This is a genomic window from Streptomyces sp. NPDC002328, assembly GCF_042890065.1.
Taxonomy (GTDB): domain Bacteria; phylum Actinomycetota; class Actinomycetes; order Streptomycetales; family Streptomycetaceae; genus Streptomyces.
Window position 1 is genome coordinate 358,234 of sequence record NZ_JBIARQ010000006.1, and the last position, 19,072, is coordinate 377,305.

A 19,072-nucleotide genomic window follows, 5' to 3' on the forward strand; every position below is an offset into this window, starting at 1 on the left:
GGACGAGCGGGTGACTCCGCCGCGGCGGACACCGCGGACGGGATCAGGCGTCCAGACCGGCCAGCACCAGCGGCAGCCGGTCGGCGCCGCTCTCGCTGAGCACGACGGGAACGCCCCAGTCCTGCTGATGGACATGGCAGGCGGGGTACTCCTCGGCGGGGTCGTCGTCACAGGACGCGGCCATCGCCGAGACGTGCAGCACCCCCTCCGGCACCGCCGGATCCAGCTCCAGCGTGCGGGAGAGGTCCGTGCCCGCTCCCTCCCCCGACAGCAGCAGCCCAGGCGGGGTGGCGGAGACCAGCAGCCGGGTCGACGGACCGTACCGCGTGTCCAGCTTCTGGCCCGCGGGCTCCTGGAAGATCACGTCCAGCCGCAGCCGGCCGGGCGCCACCTCCGTGGCCGCACGCTGCGTGCGGTGGGCGACGGCCTCCACCCGCACCGCCTCCTCGGGCAGCCGCAGCCGGGTCAGCCGGTGCCGCGCCGACTCCACGACCACGATGTCCTCCCCGACGAGGACGGCGTCACTGGGCTCGCGCAGATCCGTGGCGAGCGTGGTCACCTCACCGCTCACCGGGTCGTAGCGCCGCAGGGCGTGGTTGTAGGTGTCGCTGACGGCGACCGAGCCGTCCGGCAGCGCCGTGACGCCCAGCGGATGCTGGAGAAGGGCCTGCCCCGCGCCGCCGTCGCGGTGCCCGAAGTCGAACAGCCCGGTGCCGACGGCCGTGTGCACGACACCTTCGAGGTCCACCCAGCGCAGCGCCGACGTCTCGGAGTCCGCGAGCCACAGCCGGTCGGGCGTGGCGGCGAGCCCGGACGGCTGGGCGAACCAGGCCTCCGCGGCCGGCCCGTCCACCAGCCCCTCGTTCGTCGTCCCGGCCGCCACCGCGACCGTCCCGTCCCGCGGGTCGTACGCCCACAGCTGGTGCACGCCCGCCATCGCGATCCACACCCGGCCGTCGAACAGCGCCACGTCCCACGGCGAGGAGAGGGCGACCTCGCGGGCCGGGCCCGACGTCGGCGAGCCCTGCCACCACTGCTTGCCGGTGCCCGCCAGGGTCGTCACCGCGCCGGAGCCGAGGTCGAGGCGGCGCAGGGCGTGGTTGACGGTGTCGGCGACGACGACGGCGCCCTCGTCGAGCAGGGCGAGGCCTTGCGGCTCGTTGAACGAGGCCGTCCCCGCCGGTCCGTCGGCGAAGCCGCGCGCCCCGGACCCGATCCGCCGCACGACGCTCTCCCCGTCCTCCGCGAGCTCCACCAGCTGATGCCGGGTGGTGTCGCTGACCAGGAAGTTCCCCGAGGGCAGCAGGAGCGCCTTGCCGGGGAAGCGCAGCGCCGTCGGCTCCGGCTCCGGCGCCACGTACGGCCCGTCGCCGCGCCGCAGCGTGCCCTTCGCCTCGTGCTCCGCCTCCAGCTCCGTCACCAGCCGCTCGATGGCGTGCACATGGCCCTCGCCGGCGTGCTGCGCGACGACGTAGCCCTCCGGGTCGACGACGACGAGCGTCGGCCAGGCCCGCACCGCGTACTGCTTCCAGGTGGCGAGCTCGGGGTCGTCCAGCACGGGATGCTCCACGCCGTACCGCTCCACCGCGTCCACGACGGCCTGGTGCTCGGCCTCGTGGACGAACTTCGGCGAGTGCACCCCGACGACGACCACGGTGTCCCGGTGTTTCTCCTCCAGCTCCCGCAGCTCGTCGAGGACGTGCAGGCAGTTGATGCAGCAGAACGTCCAGAAGTCGAGCACGACGATGCGTCCGCGCAGGTCGGCGAGGCTGTACTGCTTGTCGCCGGTGTTCAGCCAGCCGCCCTTCCCGATCAGTTCGGGAGCGCGGACACGGACGCGGCGCGGGGTCGGAGCGGGGGTCGGATCGGTCATGGATCAAGGGTGCCACCCGGGTCCGACAATCGGCCCGTCGGGCTAGCGGCTGCGTCCCGCGGGGGTCGCCGGGGAAGCCGTAGAGCCATGAGATTCCTCGTACGCGACCGGATCCTCGGCTTCGGTGACGACTACTGGATCGAGGACGACCGCGGCAACAAGGTCTTCCTCGTCGACGGCAAGGCCATCCGGGTGCGGGACACCTTCGAACTGAAGGACACCCAGGGGCGGGTCCTGATCGACATCCACCAGAAGATGTTCGCGCTGCGCGACACCATGGTGATCGAGCGGGACGGCGAGCCCCTCGCCACGATCCGCCGCAAACGGCTGTCCCTGCTGCGCAACCACTACCGGGTGTCCCTTGCGGACGGGCGCACCGAGCTGGACGTCAGCGGGAAGATCCTCGACCGCGAGTTCGCCGTCGAGTACGACGGCGAACTCCTGGCGGTCGTCTCCCGGCGCTGGCTGCACGTGCGCGAGACGTACGGCGTCGACGTCGTCCGGGACGACGCGGATCCGGCGCTGCTGATCGCGGTGGCGGTGTGCGTGATCCACCTGGCGGAGAAGGAACGGGAGGACTGAGCCCGCACTTTCGACTGCGTGAGGCTTCAGCGGCGCGGGGGTTCAGCGGCGCGAGGCTTCAGCGGCGCGGGGGTTCCAGGCCGAGCACCCGGTCCTTCAGGGCCGGGAACTGCTCGCGGGTCGTCGAGACCTTCGCCGGGTCGAACTCGACCGTGAGGACCTCCTCGCCGTGGCCGGCCTCGGCCAGCACCTCGCCCCAGGGATCCACCACGATCGAGTGACCGGCCTGCGGAACTCCGGCGTGCGTCCCGGCCGTTCCACACGCGAGCACGAACGCCTGGTTCTCGACCGCCCGCGCCCGGGCCAGCAGCGTCCAGTGCGACCGGCGGCGCTCCGGCCAGCCCGCCGGGACGACGAGGGTCTCGGCGCCGGCGTCGACGAGGCCGCGGAACAGTTCGGGGAAACGGAGGTCGTAGCAGGTGGCGACGCCGACGGTCGTCCAGGGCAGACGGACCGTCACCAGGTCACGGCCCGCGCCCATCAGGACGGCCTCGCCCTTGTCGAAGCCGAAGCGGTGGATCTTGCGGTAGGAGGCGGCCAGCTCACCGGAGGGGGAGAAGACGAGAGACGTGTTGTAGAGGACGCCCTCACCCCTGCCCTCGCCCTCGCCCTCACCCGCGGCACCGGCGGCACCGGCGTCGGAGGCGGCCCGTTCGGGGATCGAGCCCGCGTGCAGCCACACGCCCGCGTCGCTCGCGGCCTTGGCCATCGCCTCGTACGTCGGCCCCTCCAGCGGCTCGGCCTCGGCGGCGAACTGCTCGTAGGCGAAGGCCCCGGTCGTCCACAGTTCCGGCAGCACCACCAGATCGGCGACGCCCGCCTGCTCCCGCACGAGAGCGGCCGCCCGGCCCCGCCGGGATTCGACCGATTCGCCCTCTTCCACGGCGATCTGGATCAGAGAGGCGCGCACACTACCACCGTCCTGGCATTCGAGTCGTCCCCACGGGCCTACGATCGTCACACGAAAGCACTGCCGGGGTGCCTCACAGCAGCGTAACTTAGCGTTTCAGACACCCGCCGACAGCCGCCGACCGCCACCTCCCGCTGGCAACGCCGCCATCACCTGCCCGCCCGTGTACCGACCGCCGAGGGGTCCCGTTCCGTGAGTCTGCATCCCACCCTCCAGCCCTACGCCGACGCCTGGACCCACTCCATCGAAGCGATATCCGAGCTGGTGCTGCCACTGGTGGAGGCGGACTGGAACCGCCGGACGCCGTGCCCGGGCTGGTCGGTGCGCGACATCGTCTCGCACGTCATCGGGCTGGACTGCGAGATGTACGGCGACCCGCGGCCGATCCACTCCCTGCCCCGCGACCTCTTCCACATGACCACCGACCTCCAGCGCTACTTCGAGGTGCAGGTCGACGTCCGCCGGCACCACACGGCGCCGGAGATGACCTCCGAGCTGGAGTACACGGTCATCCGCCGCAACCGCCAGCTGCGCAACGAGTCGCGCGCCCCCGGCGCGAAGGTGCGCGGCCCCCTCGGCACCGAGCTCACCCTCGAACAGTCCATGCGCGCCCACGCGTTCAACGTGTGGGTGCACGAGCAGGACCTGCGCGCCGCCCTCGGCCGCCCCGGCAACCTGGACTCCCCCGGCGCGCACATCGCCCGTGACGTGCTGCTGGGCGAGCTGCCCGCCGTCGTCGCCGACCGGGCCGAGGCCCCGCGCAGTTCCGCGGTCGTCTTCGACGTCCATGGGCCGGTCGAGTTCCTGCGCACGATCCGCGTCGACATCCAGGGCCGCGGCACCCTGGAGACCGTCCCCGCGCTCGGGCCGGCCGCGGCCTTCACCCTCGACTGGGAGACGTATGTGCGCCTGGCCTGCGGGCGGGTGACGCCGGAGGCGGTCGCGGACCGGGTGAAGGCGGAGGGCGAACCGGAGCTGACGGCGGCGATCCTGCGGAACTTCGCCGTGACGAGGTAGGACCGCGCCCCGGAGGCCGGGCCCGCGGGGCCGGGCGGACACGGGACGGGCCCGTCGTGAAGATCACGACGGGCCCGGTCCGTACAGGAGGTGCGGCGGCGTCAGCCGAGGCGCGCGAAGCCGTAGTTGAGCAGCTTCGTGGCGTCCTGGGCACGCACCGTCGCGCTCGTGGAGGCCAGCACCGTGCCCACGACGGTCTTGCCGCCCCGGGTCGCGGCGAAGACCAGGCAGTACTTCGCCGTCGGGCCGGAGCCCGTCTTCACGCCGATGGCGCCGCTGTAGCTGCTCAGCAGCGTGTTGGTGTTGGTCCAGGCCGCCATCGTGCGGGTGGAGCCCGTCTTGGTGGTGGTCTTCGCCGTGTACGACTTGGTCTTGACGATCGTGCGGAACGTCGTGTTCTTCAGCGCGTTGCCGGCGAGCTTCGCCAGGTCCTTGGCGGTCGAGTAGTTGGCCCCGTTACCGATGCCGTCGAACGAGTCGAACTTCGTGTTCGTCATGCCGAGCGCCTTGGCCTGGGCGTTCATCTTGCCGATGAACGACTTCACGCGGGCGGCGCGGGTCGTGCCGGTGCCGAACTTGTCGGCGAGCGCGTACGCGGCGTCGCAGCCGGACGGCAGCATCAGCCCGTAGAGCAGCTGACGGACCGTGACCTTGTCACCGACGATCAGACGGGCGGACGAAGCGCCCTTCGACACGATGTAGTCGCTGTAGGCCATCTGGATGGTGACCTTGGCGTCCAGGTTGAGGTTCGCCTGCGCCAGCACCACCTTCGCGGTCATGATCTTCGTGGTGGAGCCGGTGGGCATCTTGGTGTTCATGCCCTTGTTGTAGAGATCTGCGCCGTTGGCGTTGTTCATCACGTAGCCGGTCTTCGCGGCGATCGTGGGCGATGCAACGGCTTGCGCGGGTGCCGCGGAGAGGGCACCGGCGGCGAGCATCGCGCCGGTCGTGACGGCGACGGCTGCGGCTCGGCGGGTCCTGATGCCCTGGGTGGCGGTTATCAACTGAAATACCCCGATTACGTCGAATGCCCCTGCGATGCGGCCGGGTTGAAGGGGGAAGAAAGAAGTGGGCCGCACGTGTGTGACACGTAAGTAGCACAGAAAGTTGTACTCCCGCTGCAACCGTTTTCCTCGCCCCGTCCGGAGGTCCGCATGATGGACGGAGCCTGCCCATGCGTACGTGTTGTATCTATCCTGTCGGCATGCCGTCCGCCCCACCCGCCCCCGTCAAGCAGCCGCCCGCCGCCGAACGCGTCTACGCCCACGTCAAACAGGGTGTACTGGACCGCCGTTACGAAGGAGGAACCCTCCTCACCGAGGGCGAGCTGGCCGAGGCCGTCGGCGTCTCCCGTACGCCGGTGCGGGAAGCGCTGCTGCGGCTGGAGGCGGAAGGACTGATCAAGCTTTACCCAAAAAAGGGCGCTCTGGTGCTGCCGGTGTCCGCGCAGGAGATCGCGGACGTCGTCGAGACCAGGCTGCTGGTCGAGGAGCACGCCGCTCGCAAGGCCGTCCCCGCCCCCGCCGGGCTCATCGCCCGGCTGGAGGAACTGCTCGAACGGCAGAAGGCGCAAGCCGCCGCGGGTGACCTGGCCGGCGCCGCCGTCACCGACCGCTGCTTCCACGCCGAGATCGTTCGCAGCGGCGGCAACGAGATCCTGTCCCGGCTCTACGACCAACTCCGCGACCGGCAACTGCGGATGGGCGTCGCCGTCCTGCACTCCCACCCCGACCGGATCGCCAAGACGCTCACCGAGCACGAGGAGATCCTCCAGGCGCTGCGCGTCGGCGACGCGGACGAGGCCGTGCGGGTGGTGCACCGGCACGTCGGCTGGTTCTCGCATCTGGCGCGGGGGGAGGTCCGATGAAGCCGGGCGGCTCCGGCGGGCAGGGCGGGCTCGGTGGGCAGGGCGGACGCAGCGGGCAGGGCGGGCAGGGCGGCAACTTCACACTTCCGGGTGACCCTCCGGGCGGCCGTCGCGCCGTAGCCGTATGGGGGATCGGCGTCTCCGTCTACTTCGTCGCCGTCATCTTCCGTACCTCCCTCGGGGTCGCCGGCCTGGACGCCGCCGACCGGTTCGGCGTGAACGCCTCCGCCCTGTCCACCTTCTCCATCCTCCAACTGCTGGTGTACGCGGGCATGCAGATACCGGTCGGCCTGCTCGTGGACCGGCTCGGCACCAAGAGGGTGCTCGGCATCGGGGTCGTGCTGTTCACCGCGGGGCAGCTCGGGTTCGCGTTCTCGCCGTCGTACGGCATGGCGCTCGCCTCGCGGGCGCTGCTCGGCTGCGGGGACGCGATGACGTTCATCAGCGTGCTGCGGCTGGGCACCCGCTGGTTCCCGGCGCGGCGCGGGCCGATGGTCGCGCAGCTCGCCGGACTGGCCGGCATGGCCGGCAACCTCGTCTCCACGCTGGTGCTGGCCCGTCTGCTGCACGACATCGGATGGACAGCCGCGTTCGCGGGCAGCGCGCTCGCCGGGGTCGTCGTGTTCGTGCTGCTCGTGCTGTTCCTGCGGGACCACCCCGAGGGACACGAGCCCGCGCCCTTCCCGCACCAGGGGACCGCCTACGTACGGCGGCAGATCGCCGCGTCCTGGCGGGAGCCGGGGACGCGGCTCGGGCTGTGGGTGCACTTCACCACCCAGTTCCCTGCGATGGTGTTCCTGCTGCTGTGGGGGCTGCCGTTCCTCGTCGAGGCGCAGGGGCTCAGCCGGGCCGCGGCCGGGGAGCTGCTCACCCTCGTCGTGCTGTCCAACATGGTCGTCGGCCTCGTGTACGGGCAGGTCGTCGCCCGGCACCACGGGGCCCGGCTGCCGCTCGCGCTCGGCACCGTCGGGACGACCGCGCTGCTGTGGGCCGCCACGCTGGCCTGGCCCGGCGCGCACGCGCCGACGTGGCTGCTGATCGCGCTGTGCGCGGTGCTGGGGGCGTGCGGGCCCGCGTCGATGCTCGGCTTCGACTTCGCCCGCCCCGCGAACCCGCCCGAGCGGCAGGGGACCGCGTCCGGCATCACCAACATGGGCGGTTTCGTGGCCTCCATGACGACGCTGTTCGCGATCGGCGTGCTGCTGGACGCGACCGGCGACGACTACACGGTGGCCTTCTCCTCCGTGTTCGTCCTCCAGGCGCTCGGCGTCAGCCAGATCCTGCGGCTGCGCTCACGCGCGGCTCGACGGGAGCGGGAGCGGTTGGTGGCGAGCAGGGTGTCTTCGGTGCACGTTCCTGCGTAGCTGAGCGGGAGTTGCTGCGAGCGTCGCGGGGGCTGCCGCCCCCGGGCCCCCGCCCGGCCGAAAATCTTTTGCTCGGAACTCCGTTGAAACCGCCGCCCGGATCGCGGCGGAACTCCCCGGCGGGGGCTCGCTCTACGAGCGGTATTACGCCATCGACTACCGGGCCGTCCGCAACCTGGCGATCGCCGAGACGGGTGAGGCGCTGACCCGTGCGGACCGGCCGCGGACCTCGCCGGGGTTCGCGAAGCTGTGCGCGGCGCGGGCCGAGGGCTTCTCGCCGCCCCGGCAGTCCGGGCACGGGCACGGCTACGAGCACGAATACGGCCACGGGTTCGGGTCGGCCGCGGCGAACGGCACGGTGATCGAGCAGTCGCAGATCCTCACCACGCACAACCTGGCCACCCTGGTCCACCGGGTGGGCATCGCGCCGGCCCCCGGCTGGGAGGACCTCGCGCGCCGCTGCTTCGGCACCGTGTGCCGGCTGACCGCGCGGCTGCACGGCAATCCGCGGCCGCTGGGCACGATCAAGGACGTGGCCTACGCCTGGCGGCAGTTGCTGTTCTTCCTGTCGCTGTGCACGGAGGCGGAGCGGACGCGCACCCTGGCCTGGCTGTCCGAGGAGGCCGCCCGCCACGCCGGGCATGTGACGACCCGGCTGGGCCCGGCGCTGACCGGCCTGCACCAGGTCGCGGCGGGCGGCTCGGCCGAGGACGGCACGGGCCGACGGCTGCTGGGATGGAGCACCGGCGGGCACGGGCTGCGGGAGCGGCGGACGCCGACGGCGGTCCGGTGAGGATGCCGCGGGGCGGAACCACCGCCGGTGAGGATGCCGTCGGGCGGGGCCGCCGCCGGTGAAACCGTGTCACCGGCGGCGGCGTGGTCCCGCGGCGGGGGTCACCCCCAGGTGATCAGCCTCTTCGGCTGCTCCAGGATCGCCGCCACGTCGGCGAGCACCTTGGAGCCCAGTTCGCCGTCGACCAGGCGATGGTCGAAGCTCAGCGCCAGCGTGGTGACCTGACGCGGCTTCACCTTGCCCTTGTGGACCCACGGCTGGAGCTTGATCGCACCGACCGCGAGGATCGCGGACTCGCCCGGGTTGAGGATCGGCGTGCCGGTGTCGACGCCGAAGACGCCGACGTTGGTGATGGTCACCGTGCCGCCCTGCATCGCGGCGGGGGACGTCTTGCCCTCCCGCGCCGTCGAGACCAGCTCGCCCAGGGACTCGGCCAGCCGCGGCAGCGTCTTGGCGTGCGCGTCCTTGATGTTGGGGACGATCAGCCCGCGCGGGGTGGCCGCGGCGATGCCCAGGTTGACGTAGTGCTTGACCACGATCTCCTGTGCCGCCTCGTCCCAGGACGCGTTGACGTCCGGGTTGCGCTTGATGGCGACCAGCAGGGCCTTGGCGACCAGCAGGAGCGGGTTGACCCGCAGGCCCTGCATGTCCTTGTCCTGCTTCAGCTCCTCGACCAGCTTCATCGTGCGCGTCACGTCGACCGTCACGAACTCGGTGACGTGCGGCGCGGTGAACGCCGAGCCCACCATGGCCTGCGCGGTGGCCTTGCGGACGCCCTTGACCGGGATCCGCGTCTCGCGCGTCGAGTCGTACGACGCGGCCACCGCCGCTGGTGCCGTCGCCGGCGAGGCGGGCTGCGCGGCGGGGACCTGCTCGGGCGCCGTCTGGGGCGGGGCCGCCTGGGCGGGGGCCGCCGCCGCGTGGACGTCGTCCCGGGTGATGATCCCGTCCGGGCCGGACGGCACCACCGTCGCCAGGTCCACCCCCAGGTCCTTGGCCAGCTTGCGCACCGGCGGCTTCGCCAGCGGGCGTTCCTTCACGGCCGGCGCGCTGCCGTGGCCGTTCAGCTCCGCCGGCGCGACCGGGGACTTCCGGGGGCGGCGCTTGGTCGAGGTGGTGGCCACGCCGTAACCGACGAGCACCGGCTGACGGCCGGAGCCGCCCTCCGTCTTCGCCTCCGCCTCCGCGGGCCGGGCCGGAGCGGGGGCCTGGGCGGGCGCGGGGGCTGCCGCCAGAGCGGGTGCGGTCGCCTGGGCGGGGGCCGGCACCTGGGCGGGGGCCGTCGCGGGCGCGGAGCCGCCCGACACGTCCACCGCGATGATCGACATGCCCACGTCGACCGTGGTGCCCTCGGGGAAGTGCAGCTCGCGGACCACGCCGTCGTAGGGGATGGGCAGTTCGACGGCGGCCTTGGCCGTCTCGACCTCGCACACCACCTGACCGTCCGTCACCGTGTCCCCGGGCTGGACGTACCACTTGAGGATCTCGGCCTCGGTGAGTCCCTCGCCCACGTCGGGCATCTTGAACTCGCGCACGGACGCTTCCGTCATCGTCGTCACGACCCTCTCCTCAGTACGCCAGGGCACGGTCGACGGCGTCGAGCACCCGGTCCAGGCCCGGCAGGTACTCCTCCTCCAGGCGCGCCGGCGGGTACGGGGCGTGGTAGCCGCCGACCCGGAGCACCGGGGCCTCCAGGTGGTAGAAGCAGCGCTCGGTGATCCGGGCGGCGATCTCCGCGCCCGAACCGAAGAACACCGGCGCCTCATGGACGACGACCAGACGGCGGGTCTTCTCCACGGAGGCCTGGATGGAGTCGAAGTCGAGCGGGGAGACCGAGCGCAGGTCCAGGACCTCCAGGTTCTTGCCCTCCTCGGCCGCCGCGGCGGCGGCCTCCTGGCAGAGCTTCACCATCGGGCCGTAGGCGACCAGGGTCAGGTCGGAGCCCTCGCGGACGACCCGCGCCTTGTGCAGCGGGCCGGGGATGGCCTCGGTGTCGACCTCGCCCTTGTCCCAGTAGCGCCGCTTGGGCTCGAAGAAGATCACCGGGTCGTCGCTCTGGATGGCCTGCTGCATCATCCAGTAGGCGTCGCCGGCGTTCGACGGGGAGACGATCTTCAGGCCGGACACGTGCGCGAACAGCGCCTCGGGGGACTCCGAGTGGTGCTCGACCGCGCCGATGCCGCCGCCGTAGGGGATGCGCACGACGACCGGCAGCTTGACCTTGCCCAGGGAGCGAGCGTGCATCTTGGCGAGCTGGGTGACGATCTGGTCGTACGCCGGGAAGACGAAGCCGTCGAACTGGATCTCCACCACGGGCCGGTAGCCGCGCAGGGCCAGGCCGATCGCGGTGCCGACGATGCCGGACTCGGCGAGCGGGGTGTCGATGACGCGGGACTCCCCGAAGTCCTTCTGGAGGCCGTCCGTCACCCGGAAGACGCCGCCGAGCTTGCCGACGTCCTCTCCCATGACGAGGACCTTCGGGTCCGCCTCCAGCGCCTTGCGCAGCGATTCGTTGATCGCCTTGGCGAGAGCCGTCTTCTCCGCCATGTCAGTTTCCCCCCTCGCCCGCGGCGACGCCGCTGTCGGACTCTGTCGCGAACGACGCCTGGTAGGCCGCGAACTGGGCCCGCTCCTCGTCGACGAGCGCGTGCCCGTCCGCGTACACGTTCTCGAAGATGGCGAAGTGGTCCGGGTCCGGCATGGAACGGACCGCTTCGCGCACTCGCCTGCCCAACGCCTCGCTCTCGGCCTCGAGTTCCGCGAAGAATCCCTCGTCCGTGTGGTTTGAGGCCTCAAGGTGCCGGCGCAGGCGCAGGATCGGGTCCTTCGCCTCCCAGGCGGCCCGCTCGTCGTCGTGGCGGTAGCGGGTGGGGTCGTCGGACGTGGTGTGCGCGCCCATGCGGTACGTGTACGCCTCGACGAGGGTCGGGCCCTCGCCCCGGCGGGCCCGCTCCAGGGCCCACTGGGTGACCGCGAGGCAGGCCAGGACGTCGTTGCCGTCGACGCGGACGCCCGGGAAGCCGAAGCCCTGGGCGCGCTGGTAGAGCGGGACGCGGGTCTGCTTCTCGGTCGGCTCGGAGATCGCCCACTGGTTGTTCTGGCAGAAGAACACGACGGGGGCGTTGTAGACCGCGGAGAAGGTGAACGACTCGGCGACGTCGCCCTGGCTGGACGCGCCGTCGCCGAAGTAGGCGATGACCGCGCTGTCCGCGCCGTCCTTGGCCACGCCCATCGCGTAGCCCGTGGCGTGCAGCGTCTGGGAGCCGATGACGATCGTGTAGAGGTGGAAGTTGTTGCTGTTCGGGTCCCAGCCGCCGTTGTTCACGCCGCGGAACATGCCGAGCAGGTTGGCCGGGTCGACGCCGCGGCACCAGGCGACGCCGTGCTCGCGGTAGGTCGGGAAGACGTAGTCGTCGTCGCGCAGGGCCCGGCCGGAGCCGATCTGGGCGGCCTCCTGGCCGAGCAGCGAGGCCCACAGGCCCAGCTCGCCCTGCCGTTGCAGGGAGGTGGCCTCGGCGTCGAAGCGGCGGGTGAGCACCATGTCGCGGTAGAGGCCGCGCAGCCGCTCGGGGGTGATGCCGGCGACGTAGGGGTCGTACTCGGCGTTCTTGACGCGCTTGCCCTCGGGCGTCAGCAGCTGTACGAGCTCGGGGTCGGAGCCCCGGGCGGCGGTGGCGCGGGTGGTGCGGGTGGTGCGCTTGGTGCCGGTGGCCTTGGCCGCCGCGGCGCGGGTGGTGCCGGCCGCCGCATCGGTGCCGGTGGCGCCGGCCTTGCTTCCGGCGCTGCGTCGCGGCTTGCGCGCGGCAGTGCTCTCCACGGTCACGTGTGCTCCTCCGTCGGTCCGGCCCCCGGGGTTGCCGGGTGACCAGTGCGGCTCACCTGGTTCCGGCACCCGGGCACGGGGTGGGTGCCACTCGGCCGGAACAGGCGTGACAGGTTGCCCCGGCGAGCGCCCTGCAAGCCTCACGTTACCCAGTGCGACACATTTCTGTGAAACCCCACCTGACCTGCGTTTTTGCTTGGATATCCAAGTAAATCGGCAAAGTCGGGAAGGACCCTGGTCACAGCCTCGCAGGAGGCCGGAGCAACGGCACGTTATCCCGCCCACCCAGGTCCCGGGAAGGGTTCGGCGGCGAGTCCCGCTCGCGCGCCGCTCCGGCCCCCACAAGGAGAAATCCAGCTTTTCGCCCACGGCGCGCCGAGCGGGCTCGCGGCACGCGCGCGGGGCGCATTGAAGGGACTCGCGCCCCCGCGCGCGGGGCGCGGCCCCTATTGTCGTAAAGACGACCGTCGCGGACCGCTTGTGATCCCCCGTGACGTTCTGTGACAACGCCCAGCTCACAGGCTTCTTTCGTGCCCTAGCATCGGCCGCGTGCAGCGCCCCTGTTCACCACCCCCCATGTCCCACACGCCCCCGCTGGGCGCTCTGCTCCGCCGCTACGCGGCCGGATCGGCGCTCGCTTGCGAGCCCGTCGACCAGGGGCTGCTGAACCGCGGTTACCGGCTGCGCACGACCCGCGGCCGCTACTTCCTCAAGCACCACTTCGACCCGGACACCGCCGATCCGGCCTCGATCGTCCGCCAGCACCGGGCCACCCAGCGTCTCGCCGACCTGGGCGTGCCCGTCGCGCCCCCGCTGCCCGGCCGGGACGGGCGCACGGTGGCCGTCGTCGGCGGCCACGCGTACGCGTTGCACCCCTGGGTCGACGGCCGCCACCGCCACGGCGCGCAGCTCACCCCCGACGAGTGCGCCCGGCTGGGAGCGCTGTTAGGGGTGGTGCACGCGAGCCTGGAGCGCGTGATGCCGGCACGGGCGCGCGCCGCCCCCGCCGAGAGCCCCGCGCCCGCCGACACCTTCGCCCTGATCGACGACCTCCTCGCGCGCGTGCGCCGGCACCGCCCGGCCGACTCCTTCGACGAACTGGCCCGCCACCGGCTCCTGGAGCGGCGCACCCTGCTGGAACGTCACGCCGACCGGCGTCCCCCGCACGGCGGGCCGGTCGGCTGGGTCCACGGGGACTTCCACCCCTACAACCTGCTCTACCGCGACGACGCCCCCGCCGCCATCGTCGACTGGGACCGGCTGGGCGTGCAGCCCCGCGCCGAGGAGGCCGTCCGCGCCGCCGCGATCTTCTTCGTCCGGCCCGACGGCACGCTCGACCTGACCAGGGCGCGGCCCTACGCGCGCGCGTACCGGCGCGCGGCGGGGGCCACGCCCTCGGAACTGGCCGCGGCCGTGCACCGCGTGTGGTGGGAGCGCCTCAACGACTTCTGGATGCTGCGCTGGCACTACGAGCGCGGCGACACCCGCGCCGACCCCCAGTTCCCGGCGGCCTCGGCGCTGGTGGTGTGGTGGACGCGCGAGTACGAGGGCGTGAGCGACGCCTTCACGGCCTGAACGACCACGCGCGCGTGGAGCCCTGACAGGGGCTCACGCGCGCGCGAAGAGTGGGTGGGCAGGGGGAGGGGCCCGGGGTCAGCCGTTGCCGCCGAGGGTGGTGTTGCCCTGGAGCGCGGCCCCGTTCGTGGCCCCGCCCTCCGACGAGCCGCCGGGGTCCTCGCCGGTCCCGCCGTCCGCGGTGCCCGGCTCGCTGGTCGTCGGGTTCGACGGCTCCTCCGACGTCGGATCGCTCGTCACCGGGTCCGACGGCGACGACGACGGCTCGCTGGTGAAGCTCTGGGACGGCGAGTACGACGGCTTCGACGACGGCGTCCAGTACGAGCCGCCGTCGGACTCGCCGCCGGTGTCCGTGGGATCGCTCGTGGGCTCGTCGCTGGCCGTCGCGCTCTCCGACACGCTGGGCTGCGCCGACGACGCGGACGGCGCGGCGGACGGCGACTGCGTGGTCTTCTGGTCGCCGCCCTTGGAACCGGTGTTGTTCAGCGCCAGGGCCACGCCGCCGGCGATCGCGATCACCGCGAGGACGGCGAGGATCCACAACTTGCCCCGGCCGCTGCCCTTGTTGCCGTGCCCCTCGAAGCCGCCGTCGTCGCCGCCGCCTCCGTACCCCTGGGGCAGGATCGGCTGGGGGATCTGCGAGGTGCTGGCGCCGCCGACGCCGTGCGGCATCACCGAGGTGCTCGCGAAGGCCCCCGCGGCGGCCCCCGCACCGGCGGCGGCGTCGACCGGCCCGGTGTTCCAGGTGCCGGTGTGACCGCCCTGGTCGTACAGCATCTGAAGGGCGTACTGGACCGTGCCGCGCATCTCCTCCGCGGTCTGGAAACGGTCGTCGGGCTCCTTGGCGAGGGAACGCATGACGAGGCCGTCGAGTTCCGGCGGGCACGCCCCGTCCGAGCTCCGCGACGGCGGCACCGGGATGTCCTGAACATGCTGGTAGACCACCGACAGCGGCGTCTCACCGGTGAACGGCGGGCGCAGCGCGAGCAGTTCGTACAGCAGGCAGCCCGTGGCGTACAGGTCGGAGCGGTGGTCGACGGCCTTGCCGAGCGCCTGCTCCGGGGAGAGGTACTGCGGGGTGCCCATGACCATGCCGGTCTGCGTCATCGTCGTGGACGCGCCGTGCAGCGCGCGGGCGATGCCGAAGTCCATCACCTTCACCGCGCCGTTGTGCGTGATGATGACGTTGGCCGGCTTGATGTCGCGGTGCACGATGCCGTGCTGGTGCGAGTAGGCCAGCGCCTCCAGGACGCCGGAGACGATGATGAGGGCCTGCTCGGGGCCCGGCGCCTCGGCGTTGAGCAGCAGGTCGCGGATGGTCCGCCCCTCGACCAGCTCCATGACGATGTACGGCACGCTCTGGCCGCCCACCACGTCCTCGCCGGAGTCGTACACGGCGACGATCGCGTGGTGGTTCAGGCCGGCCACCGACTGGGCCTCGCGCGTGAAGCGGGCCTTGGACACCGGGTCCTCGGCGAGGTCGGCGCGCAGCAGCTTCACGGCGACGGTGCGCCCGAGGCGCACGTCCTCGGCTGCGAACACCTCCGCCATGCCGCCCCGGCCGAGTCTGCCGGTCAGCCGGTACCGGCCGTCCCCGACAAGCCCGCCGTTACCCCACAGTTCCGGCGCATCTGACATACCGCCGCCAGTCGCCTCGGGGTCGGACGGGCCCTGGGCGCGCTGCTGCTGTGCCATCAGTCCTCGCCGTCGTTTCTGCCCGCGGTGCGCGCGGTGTTGTTACGGTCTCCGTCGGCCACGCTACAGCCTCCGCGCAAGCCGCCGGTCCGGGACGAGCCCCGGTGCCGGTCGGAGACGGACCGGTCATCAAACCTGGATTCCGTACCCTCGTGCAAATTGTGTGTACCGGGCGTACGCCCGCTGTAACGCTTCCGAGACGCTTCTTTCGCGTACGGTCACGGAACGGGCACCGAGCTTGACGTGTCAGTGCCCTCGGGCAGACTTGGCCGGGAATAGCACTTTCGATCAATGGCGAGCCGCGGCGAGCAGAGTGCCTGAAGGCCTTACGGGGGACGCAGAAGATGAGCCAGGACGGCGCGCAGGGCCGGTTCGCGGGGCGGGCGCTCGCCGGCGGCCGCTATCAGCTGCGCGACTTGCTCGGCGAGGGCGGCATGGCCTCGGTGCACCTCGCCTACGACTCCGTGCTCGACCGACAGGTCGCGATCAAGACACTGCACACCGAACTCGGCCGCGAACAGGCCTTCCGTGAGCGCTTCCGCCGCGAGGCCCAGGCAGTGGCCAAGCTCACGCACACCAATATCGTCTCTGTGTTCGACACCGGCGAGGACAATCTCGACGGGATGACCACGCCGTACATCGTCATGGAGTACGTCGAGGGCCGCCCGCTCGGCTCGGTGCTCGACGAGGCCGTGCGGCGGCAGGGCGCGATGCCCGCCGACAAGGCGCTGAAGGTCACCGCGGACGTGCTGGCGGCGCTGGAGATCAGCCACGAGATGGGGCTGGTCCACCGCGACATCAAGCCCGGCAACGTGATGGTGACCAAGCGCGACGTCGTCAAGGTGATGGACTTCGGCATCGCACGCGCGATGCAGTCCGGCGTCACCTCGATGACGCAGACCGGCATGGTCGTGGGCACCCCGCAGTACCTCTCGCCCGAGCAGGCCCTCGGCCGTGGCGTGGACGCCCGCTCCGACCTCTACTCGGTCGGCATCATGCTGTTCCAACTGGTCACCGGGCGGCTTCCGTTCGACGCGGACTCACCGCTGGCGATCGCCTACGCGCACGTGCAGGAGGAGCCGGTCGCGCCGTCCTCGATCAACCGGGCGCTGCCGCCGGCCGTGGACGCGCTCGTCGCCCGCGCGCTGAAGAAGAACCCGAACGAGCGCTTCCCCACCGCGGTCGCCATGCGCGACGAGTGCCTGCGCGTCGCCGCCTCCTTCCAGGCCGCCCCGCCCAGCATCGTCCCGGGCACGCCCGCGCAGAGCGGCTCCGGCGTCGGCTCCGCGGTGTTCCCGCCGGTCGGCCAGACCCCGCCGCCGCCCGTGAACAACGTCCAGACGCCTTACCAGCCGACCCCCACCCCGAATCCGTACGGCGCCCCCTCGACGCCGCCGCCGTCGTACGGCTACCCGCAGCAGGGCGGCTACCAGGCGCCCACCCCGCCCTACGGCGGCCACCAGCCGGCCCCGCACACGCCGCCCGCGTACAACATCTCCCCGCAGCACCCGGCCCCCGTGGGCCCGGGCGGCGGCCTCAAGGGCGGCAAGGGCGTGGTCATCGGCTCGACGATCGTCGCCGTGGTCGTCGCCGGCACCCTCATCGGCACGCTGGTGTCGCGCGCCGGCGACGACGAGGCGAGCGGCACGGGCGGCGCCGGCGGCTCCAGCGCCTCCGCGACGCCGTCGAAGGCGGCCGACCATCGCGGTCCGGACGCGTCCAAGACGATCGACCCGACCGAGTGCTCCGAGCCGCAGGAGTCCTACAACGACCCCGACAAGATCCGGGTGCCGGACTTCCAGTTCAAGTACGTCAAGTCGGTCAAGGAGTGCTTCCAGGCGGCCGGCTGGAACATGAAGATCAAGAACGTCGACGAGAACACGTACGGCGAGGGCGCGGTCATGGACCAGTTCCCCTCCGCGGGGACGGACGTCGACCCGGAGGACATGCCCGAGATCGAGCTGAGCGTGTCGACGGGTAATCCCTCCTCCTGACACGAGCGGCGCACGTACACGGAGAGGGCCCGGCGCTGGTGCGCCGGGCCCCGCTGCGTCGATGAGGGTCTGAATAAGAAGTGTTGCTGACGGCCTACAGGTACGGGCCGCCCGAACGGCCTCCCGTGCGCGGGTCGTCGCCGCCCTCATGACCGCCCATGCCCGGCGGCAGCGCCCGGCGCATCTGCTCCAACTGCGCCCGCGCGGCCATCTGCTGGGCGAACAGGGTGGTCTGGATGCCGTGGAAGAGGCCCTCCAGCCAGCCGACCAACTGGGCCTGCGCGATGCGCAGTTCCGAGTCGCTCGGGGTGGAGTCCTCGTTGAACGGCAGGGAGAGCCGCTCCAGTTCCTCGACGAGCTCCGGCGCCAGACCGTCCTCCAGCTCCTTCACCGAGCTCGCGTGGATCTCCTTCAGCCGGGCCCGGCTGGCCTCGTCCAGAGGAGCCGCGCGCACCTCCTCGAGAAGCTGCTTGATCATGCTGCCGATCCGCATGACCTTCGCCGGCTGCTCGACCTGCTCCGTCACCGGGATCTCGCGGGGGTCGTCGTCCGCGTCGACGCCGCCGAGCGCCATCCCGTCCTGCCCTACGACCAGGATCTTCTGAGCGTTCTCCGACGATCTATCGTTCCTCGGCATCTCCATGCCGCCATTCTCTCGCACCGGTACACCTCATCACCGTGGTGCCCCCGCAGACGGCTGATCCACCGTTTCCGTTCGGAGCAGTCCGTCATGCGGCTCATATGTCGTTATGTGAGTGTTGTGGCTACTTTTCTGGCGGCTGAGACACCGGGAGGGGGTCACGATCGTGACTCCATGGCGACGGGGGTTGTACGCGGCGGGGGCGGCACTGCTCGCGCTGGGCGGACCGCTGTACGGCGGCGGCGCGGCCCACGCGGCCGACCCGCCGTACGGCAGCGTCCCGTACGCCGCCGCATCGGCGTCCGCCTCACCGTCCGCGTCCCCCTCCGATCCCGACCGGGCCGGAAGCCGCGCCGGAGAGGGCCGAGCACGACCGGGCCGCAGCCGCGAGGCCACTACTGACGGCGACGGCGACGGCTACGTCGGCGAGGACGAGGAGGCGGGGGAGGAAGCGGGCGAGGAACCGGGCGAGGACGTGAGCGAGGATCCGGACGGCGGGATCGAGCCGCCCAGGGAGGCCGGCTTCGTACCGTCCGCGACGCCGCAGGCAGCCCCGGCCGAGGAGCAGCCCGTCGGCCGCATGCTCCGCATCCTCCCCCTAGGCAGCGGCCTACTCCTCATCGGCCTCGGCTGCGGCCTGGCCTTCTTCGGCCTGAGATTGCGTCGCGGTTGAGGAAGGGGTGGGGGCGGCGGGGCCGCGTGTGGGCGGGGTGGGGTGAGGGGCAGCGGGTGCGGGCGGGGCCACGAGCGGAGGGGCGAGGGGGCCGCGGTTGCGGGGCTGCGGGGCGGGACCAGGCACCAGCGCGGGTGCGGGATCGAGCGCGGGGCCGGGTGCGGGATCAAGCGCAGGGCTGGCACCGGACCCGAGGGCTGCCACAGGATCCGGGCGCTGGTGCCAGACCTGGGACCTGGCACCGAACCCCGGATCTGGGTGCCCAA

Annotated in this window: 16 protein-coding genes; 8 read left to right on the plus strand and 8 right to left on the minus strand. The window is 72.0% G+C overall.

Annotation, left to right across the window (positions count from 1 at the left end):
• Positions 1-43: 43 nt before the first annotated feature.
• Entirely contained in the window at positions 44-1,873 is a 1,830-nt protein-coding gene (locus tag ACFYX4_RS19030; protein ID WP_389333985.1) for a thioredoxin-like domain-containing protein, read from the minus strand.
• A gap of 87 nt (positions 1,874-1,960) precedes the next feature.
• Here ACFYX4_RS19030 and ACFYX4_RS19035 point away from each other — a divergent pair, with 87 nt between their 5' ends.
• Entirely contained in the window at positions 1,961-2,455 is a 495-nt protein-coding gene (locus ACFYX4_RS19035; RefSeq protein ID WP_389333988.1) for an LURP-one-related/scramblase family protein, read from the plus strand.
• 58 nt (positions 2,456-2,513) lie between these two features.
• Here the strand turns inward: ACFYX4_RS19035 and ACFYX4_RS19040 are convergent, their stop codons facing one another.
• Positions 2,514-3,365 carry a carbon-nitrogen family hydrolase gene (locus ACFYX4_RS19040; protein ID WP_389333991.1) on the minus strand — a complete coding sequence of 284 codons (852 nt, stop codon included), beginning with the start codon at positions 3,363-3,365 and terminating at the stop codon, positions 2,514-2,516.
• 192 nt (positions 3,366-3,557) lie between these two features.
• Between ACFYX4_RS19040 and ACFYX4_RS19045 the strand changes: the two genes are divergently transcribed.
• Positions 3,558-4,382 (plus strand): maleylpyruvate isomerase family mycothiol-dependent enzyme, encoded by an 825-nt coding sequence (locus tag ACFYX4_RS19045; protein ID WP_389333994.1) that lies wholly within the window; start codon positions 3,558-3,560, stop codon positions 4,380-4,382.
• A 101-nt stretch (positions 4,383-4,483) separates the two neighbouring features.
• Here the strand turns inward: ACFYX4_RS19045 and ACFYX4_RS19050 are convergent, their stop codons facing one another.
• Entirely contained in the window at positions 4,484-5,386 is a 903-nt protein-coding gene (locus ACFYX4_RS19050) for a D-alanyl-D-alanine carboxypeptidase family protein (protein WP_389333997.1), read from the minus strand.
• Between the two features lie 200 nt (positions 5,387-5,586).
• Here ACFYX4_RS19050 and ACFYX4_RS19055 point away from each other — a divergent pair, with 200 nt between their 5' ends.
• The 3 genes from ACFYX4_RS19055 to ACFYX4_RS19065 all read left to right on the plus strand — a co-directional run bounded on the left by ACFYX4_RS19055 (position 5,587) and on the right by ACFYX4_RS19065 (position 8,406).
• On the plus strand, positions 5,587-6,249 hold the full coding sequence (locus tag ACFYX4_RS19055) for a GntR family transcriptional regulator (protein WP_389334000.1): 663 nt from the start codon (positions 5,587-5,589) through the stop codon (positions 6,247-6,249).
• Positions 6,246-7,613, plus strand: coding sequence for a nitrate/nitrite transporter (locus ACFYX4_RS19060; RefSeq protein ID WP_389334003.1), 1,368 nt, complete (start codon positions 6,246-6,248; stop codon positions 7,611-7,613). The genes ACFYX4_RS19055 and ACFYX4_RS19060 overlap by 4 nt, the downstream gene beginning before the upstream one ends.
• Before the next feature lie 358 nt (positions 7,614-7,971).
• Positions 7,972-8,406: a hypothetical protein gene (locus ACFYX4_RS19065; RefSeq protein WP_389334006.1), complete on the plus strand. Its 435-nt coding sequence runs from the start codon at positions 7,972-7,974 to the stop codon at positions 8,404-8,406.
• A gap of 101 nt (positions 8,407-8,507) precedes the next feature.
• Here the strand turns inward: ACFYX4_RS19065 and ACFYX4_RS19070 are convergent, their stop codons facing one another.
• The 3 genes from ACFYX4_RS19070 to pdhA are packed head-to-tail and all read right to left on the minus strand — an operon-like array spanning position 8,508 to position 12,229.
• Entirely contained in the window at positions 8,508-9,965 is a 1,458-nt protein-coding gene (locus tag ACFYX4_RS19070; protein ID WP_389334009.1) for a dihydrolipoamide acetyltransferase family protein, read from the minus strand.
• 10 nt (positions 9,966-9,975) lie between these two features.
• Positions 9,976-10,953 (minus strand): alpha-ketoacid dehydrogenase subunit beta, encoded by a 978-nt coding sequence (locus ACFYX4_RS19075; RefSeq protein ID WP_389334012.1) that lies wholly within the window; start codon positions 10,951-10,953, stop codon positions 9,976-9,978.
• Position 10,954: 1 nt separating this feature from the next.
• The gene (gene pdhA / locus ACFYX4_RS19080; protein WP_389334015.1) at positions 10,955-12,229 is read right to left on the minus strand and encodes a pyruvate dehydrogenase (acetyl-transferring) E1 component subunit alpha; all 1,275 of its coding nucleotides are present in this window, start codon (positions 12,227-12,229) and stop codon (positions 10,955-10,957) included.
• A 576-nt stretch (positions 12,230-12,805) separates the two neighbouring features.
• Between pdhA and ACFYX4_RS19085 the strand changes: the two genes are divergently transcribed.
• The gene (locus ACFYX4_RS19085; RefSeq protein ID WP_389334018.1) at positions 12,806-13,804 is read left to right on the plus strand and encodes a phosphotransferase; all 999 of its coding nucleotides are present in this window, start codon (positions 12,806-12,808) and stop codon (positions 13,802-13,804) included.
• 78 nt (positions 13,805-13,882) lie between these two features.
• Here the strand turns inward: ACFYX4_RS19085 and ACFYX4_RS19090 are convergent, their stop codons facing one another.
• Positions 13,883-15,499, minus strand: coding sequence for a protein kinase (locus ACFYX4_RS19090; RefSeq protein ID WP_389334021.1), 1,617 nt, complete (start codon positions 15,497-15,499; stop codon positions 13,883-13,885).
• Positions 15,500-15,843: 344 nt separating this feature from the next.
• Here ACFYX4_RS19090 and ACFYX4_RS19095 point away from each other — a divergent pair, with 344 nt between their 5' ends.
• Entirely contained in the window at positions 15,844-17,493 is a 1,650-nt protein-coding gene (locus ACFYX4_RS19095; RefSeq protein WP_389334024.1) for a protein kinase, read from the plus strand.
• Between the two features lie 94 nt (positions 17,494-17,587).
• Here the strand turns inward: ACFYX4_RS19095 and ACFYX4_RS19100 are convergent, their stop codons facing one another.
• Positions 17,588-18,136 (minus strand): bacterial proteasome activator family protein, encoded by a 549-nt coding sequence (locus tag ACFYX4_RS19100; protein WP_389334027.1) that lies wholly within the window; start codon positions 18,134-18,136, stop codon positions 17,588-17,590.
• 163 nt (positions 18,137-18,299) lie between these two features.
• On the opposite strand from ACFYX4_RS19100, the gene ACFYX4_RS19105 reads away from it, so the two are divergent.
• On the plus strand, positions 18,300-18,806 hold the full coding sequence (locus tag ACFYX4_RS19105) for a hypothetical protein (RefSeq protein WP_389334030.1): 507 nt from the start codon (positions 18,300-18,302) through the stop codon (positions 18,804-18,806).
• The last annotated feature ends 266 nt before the right edge of the window (positions 18,807-19,072 follow it).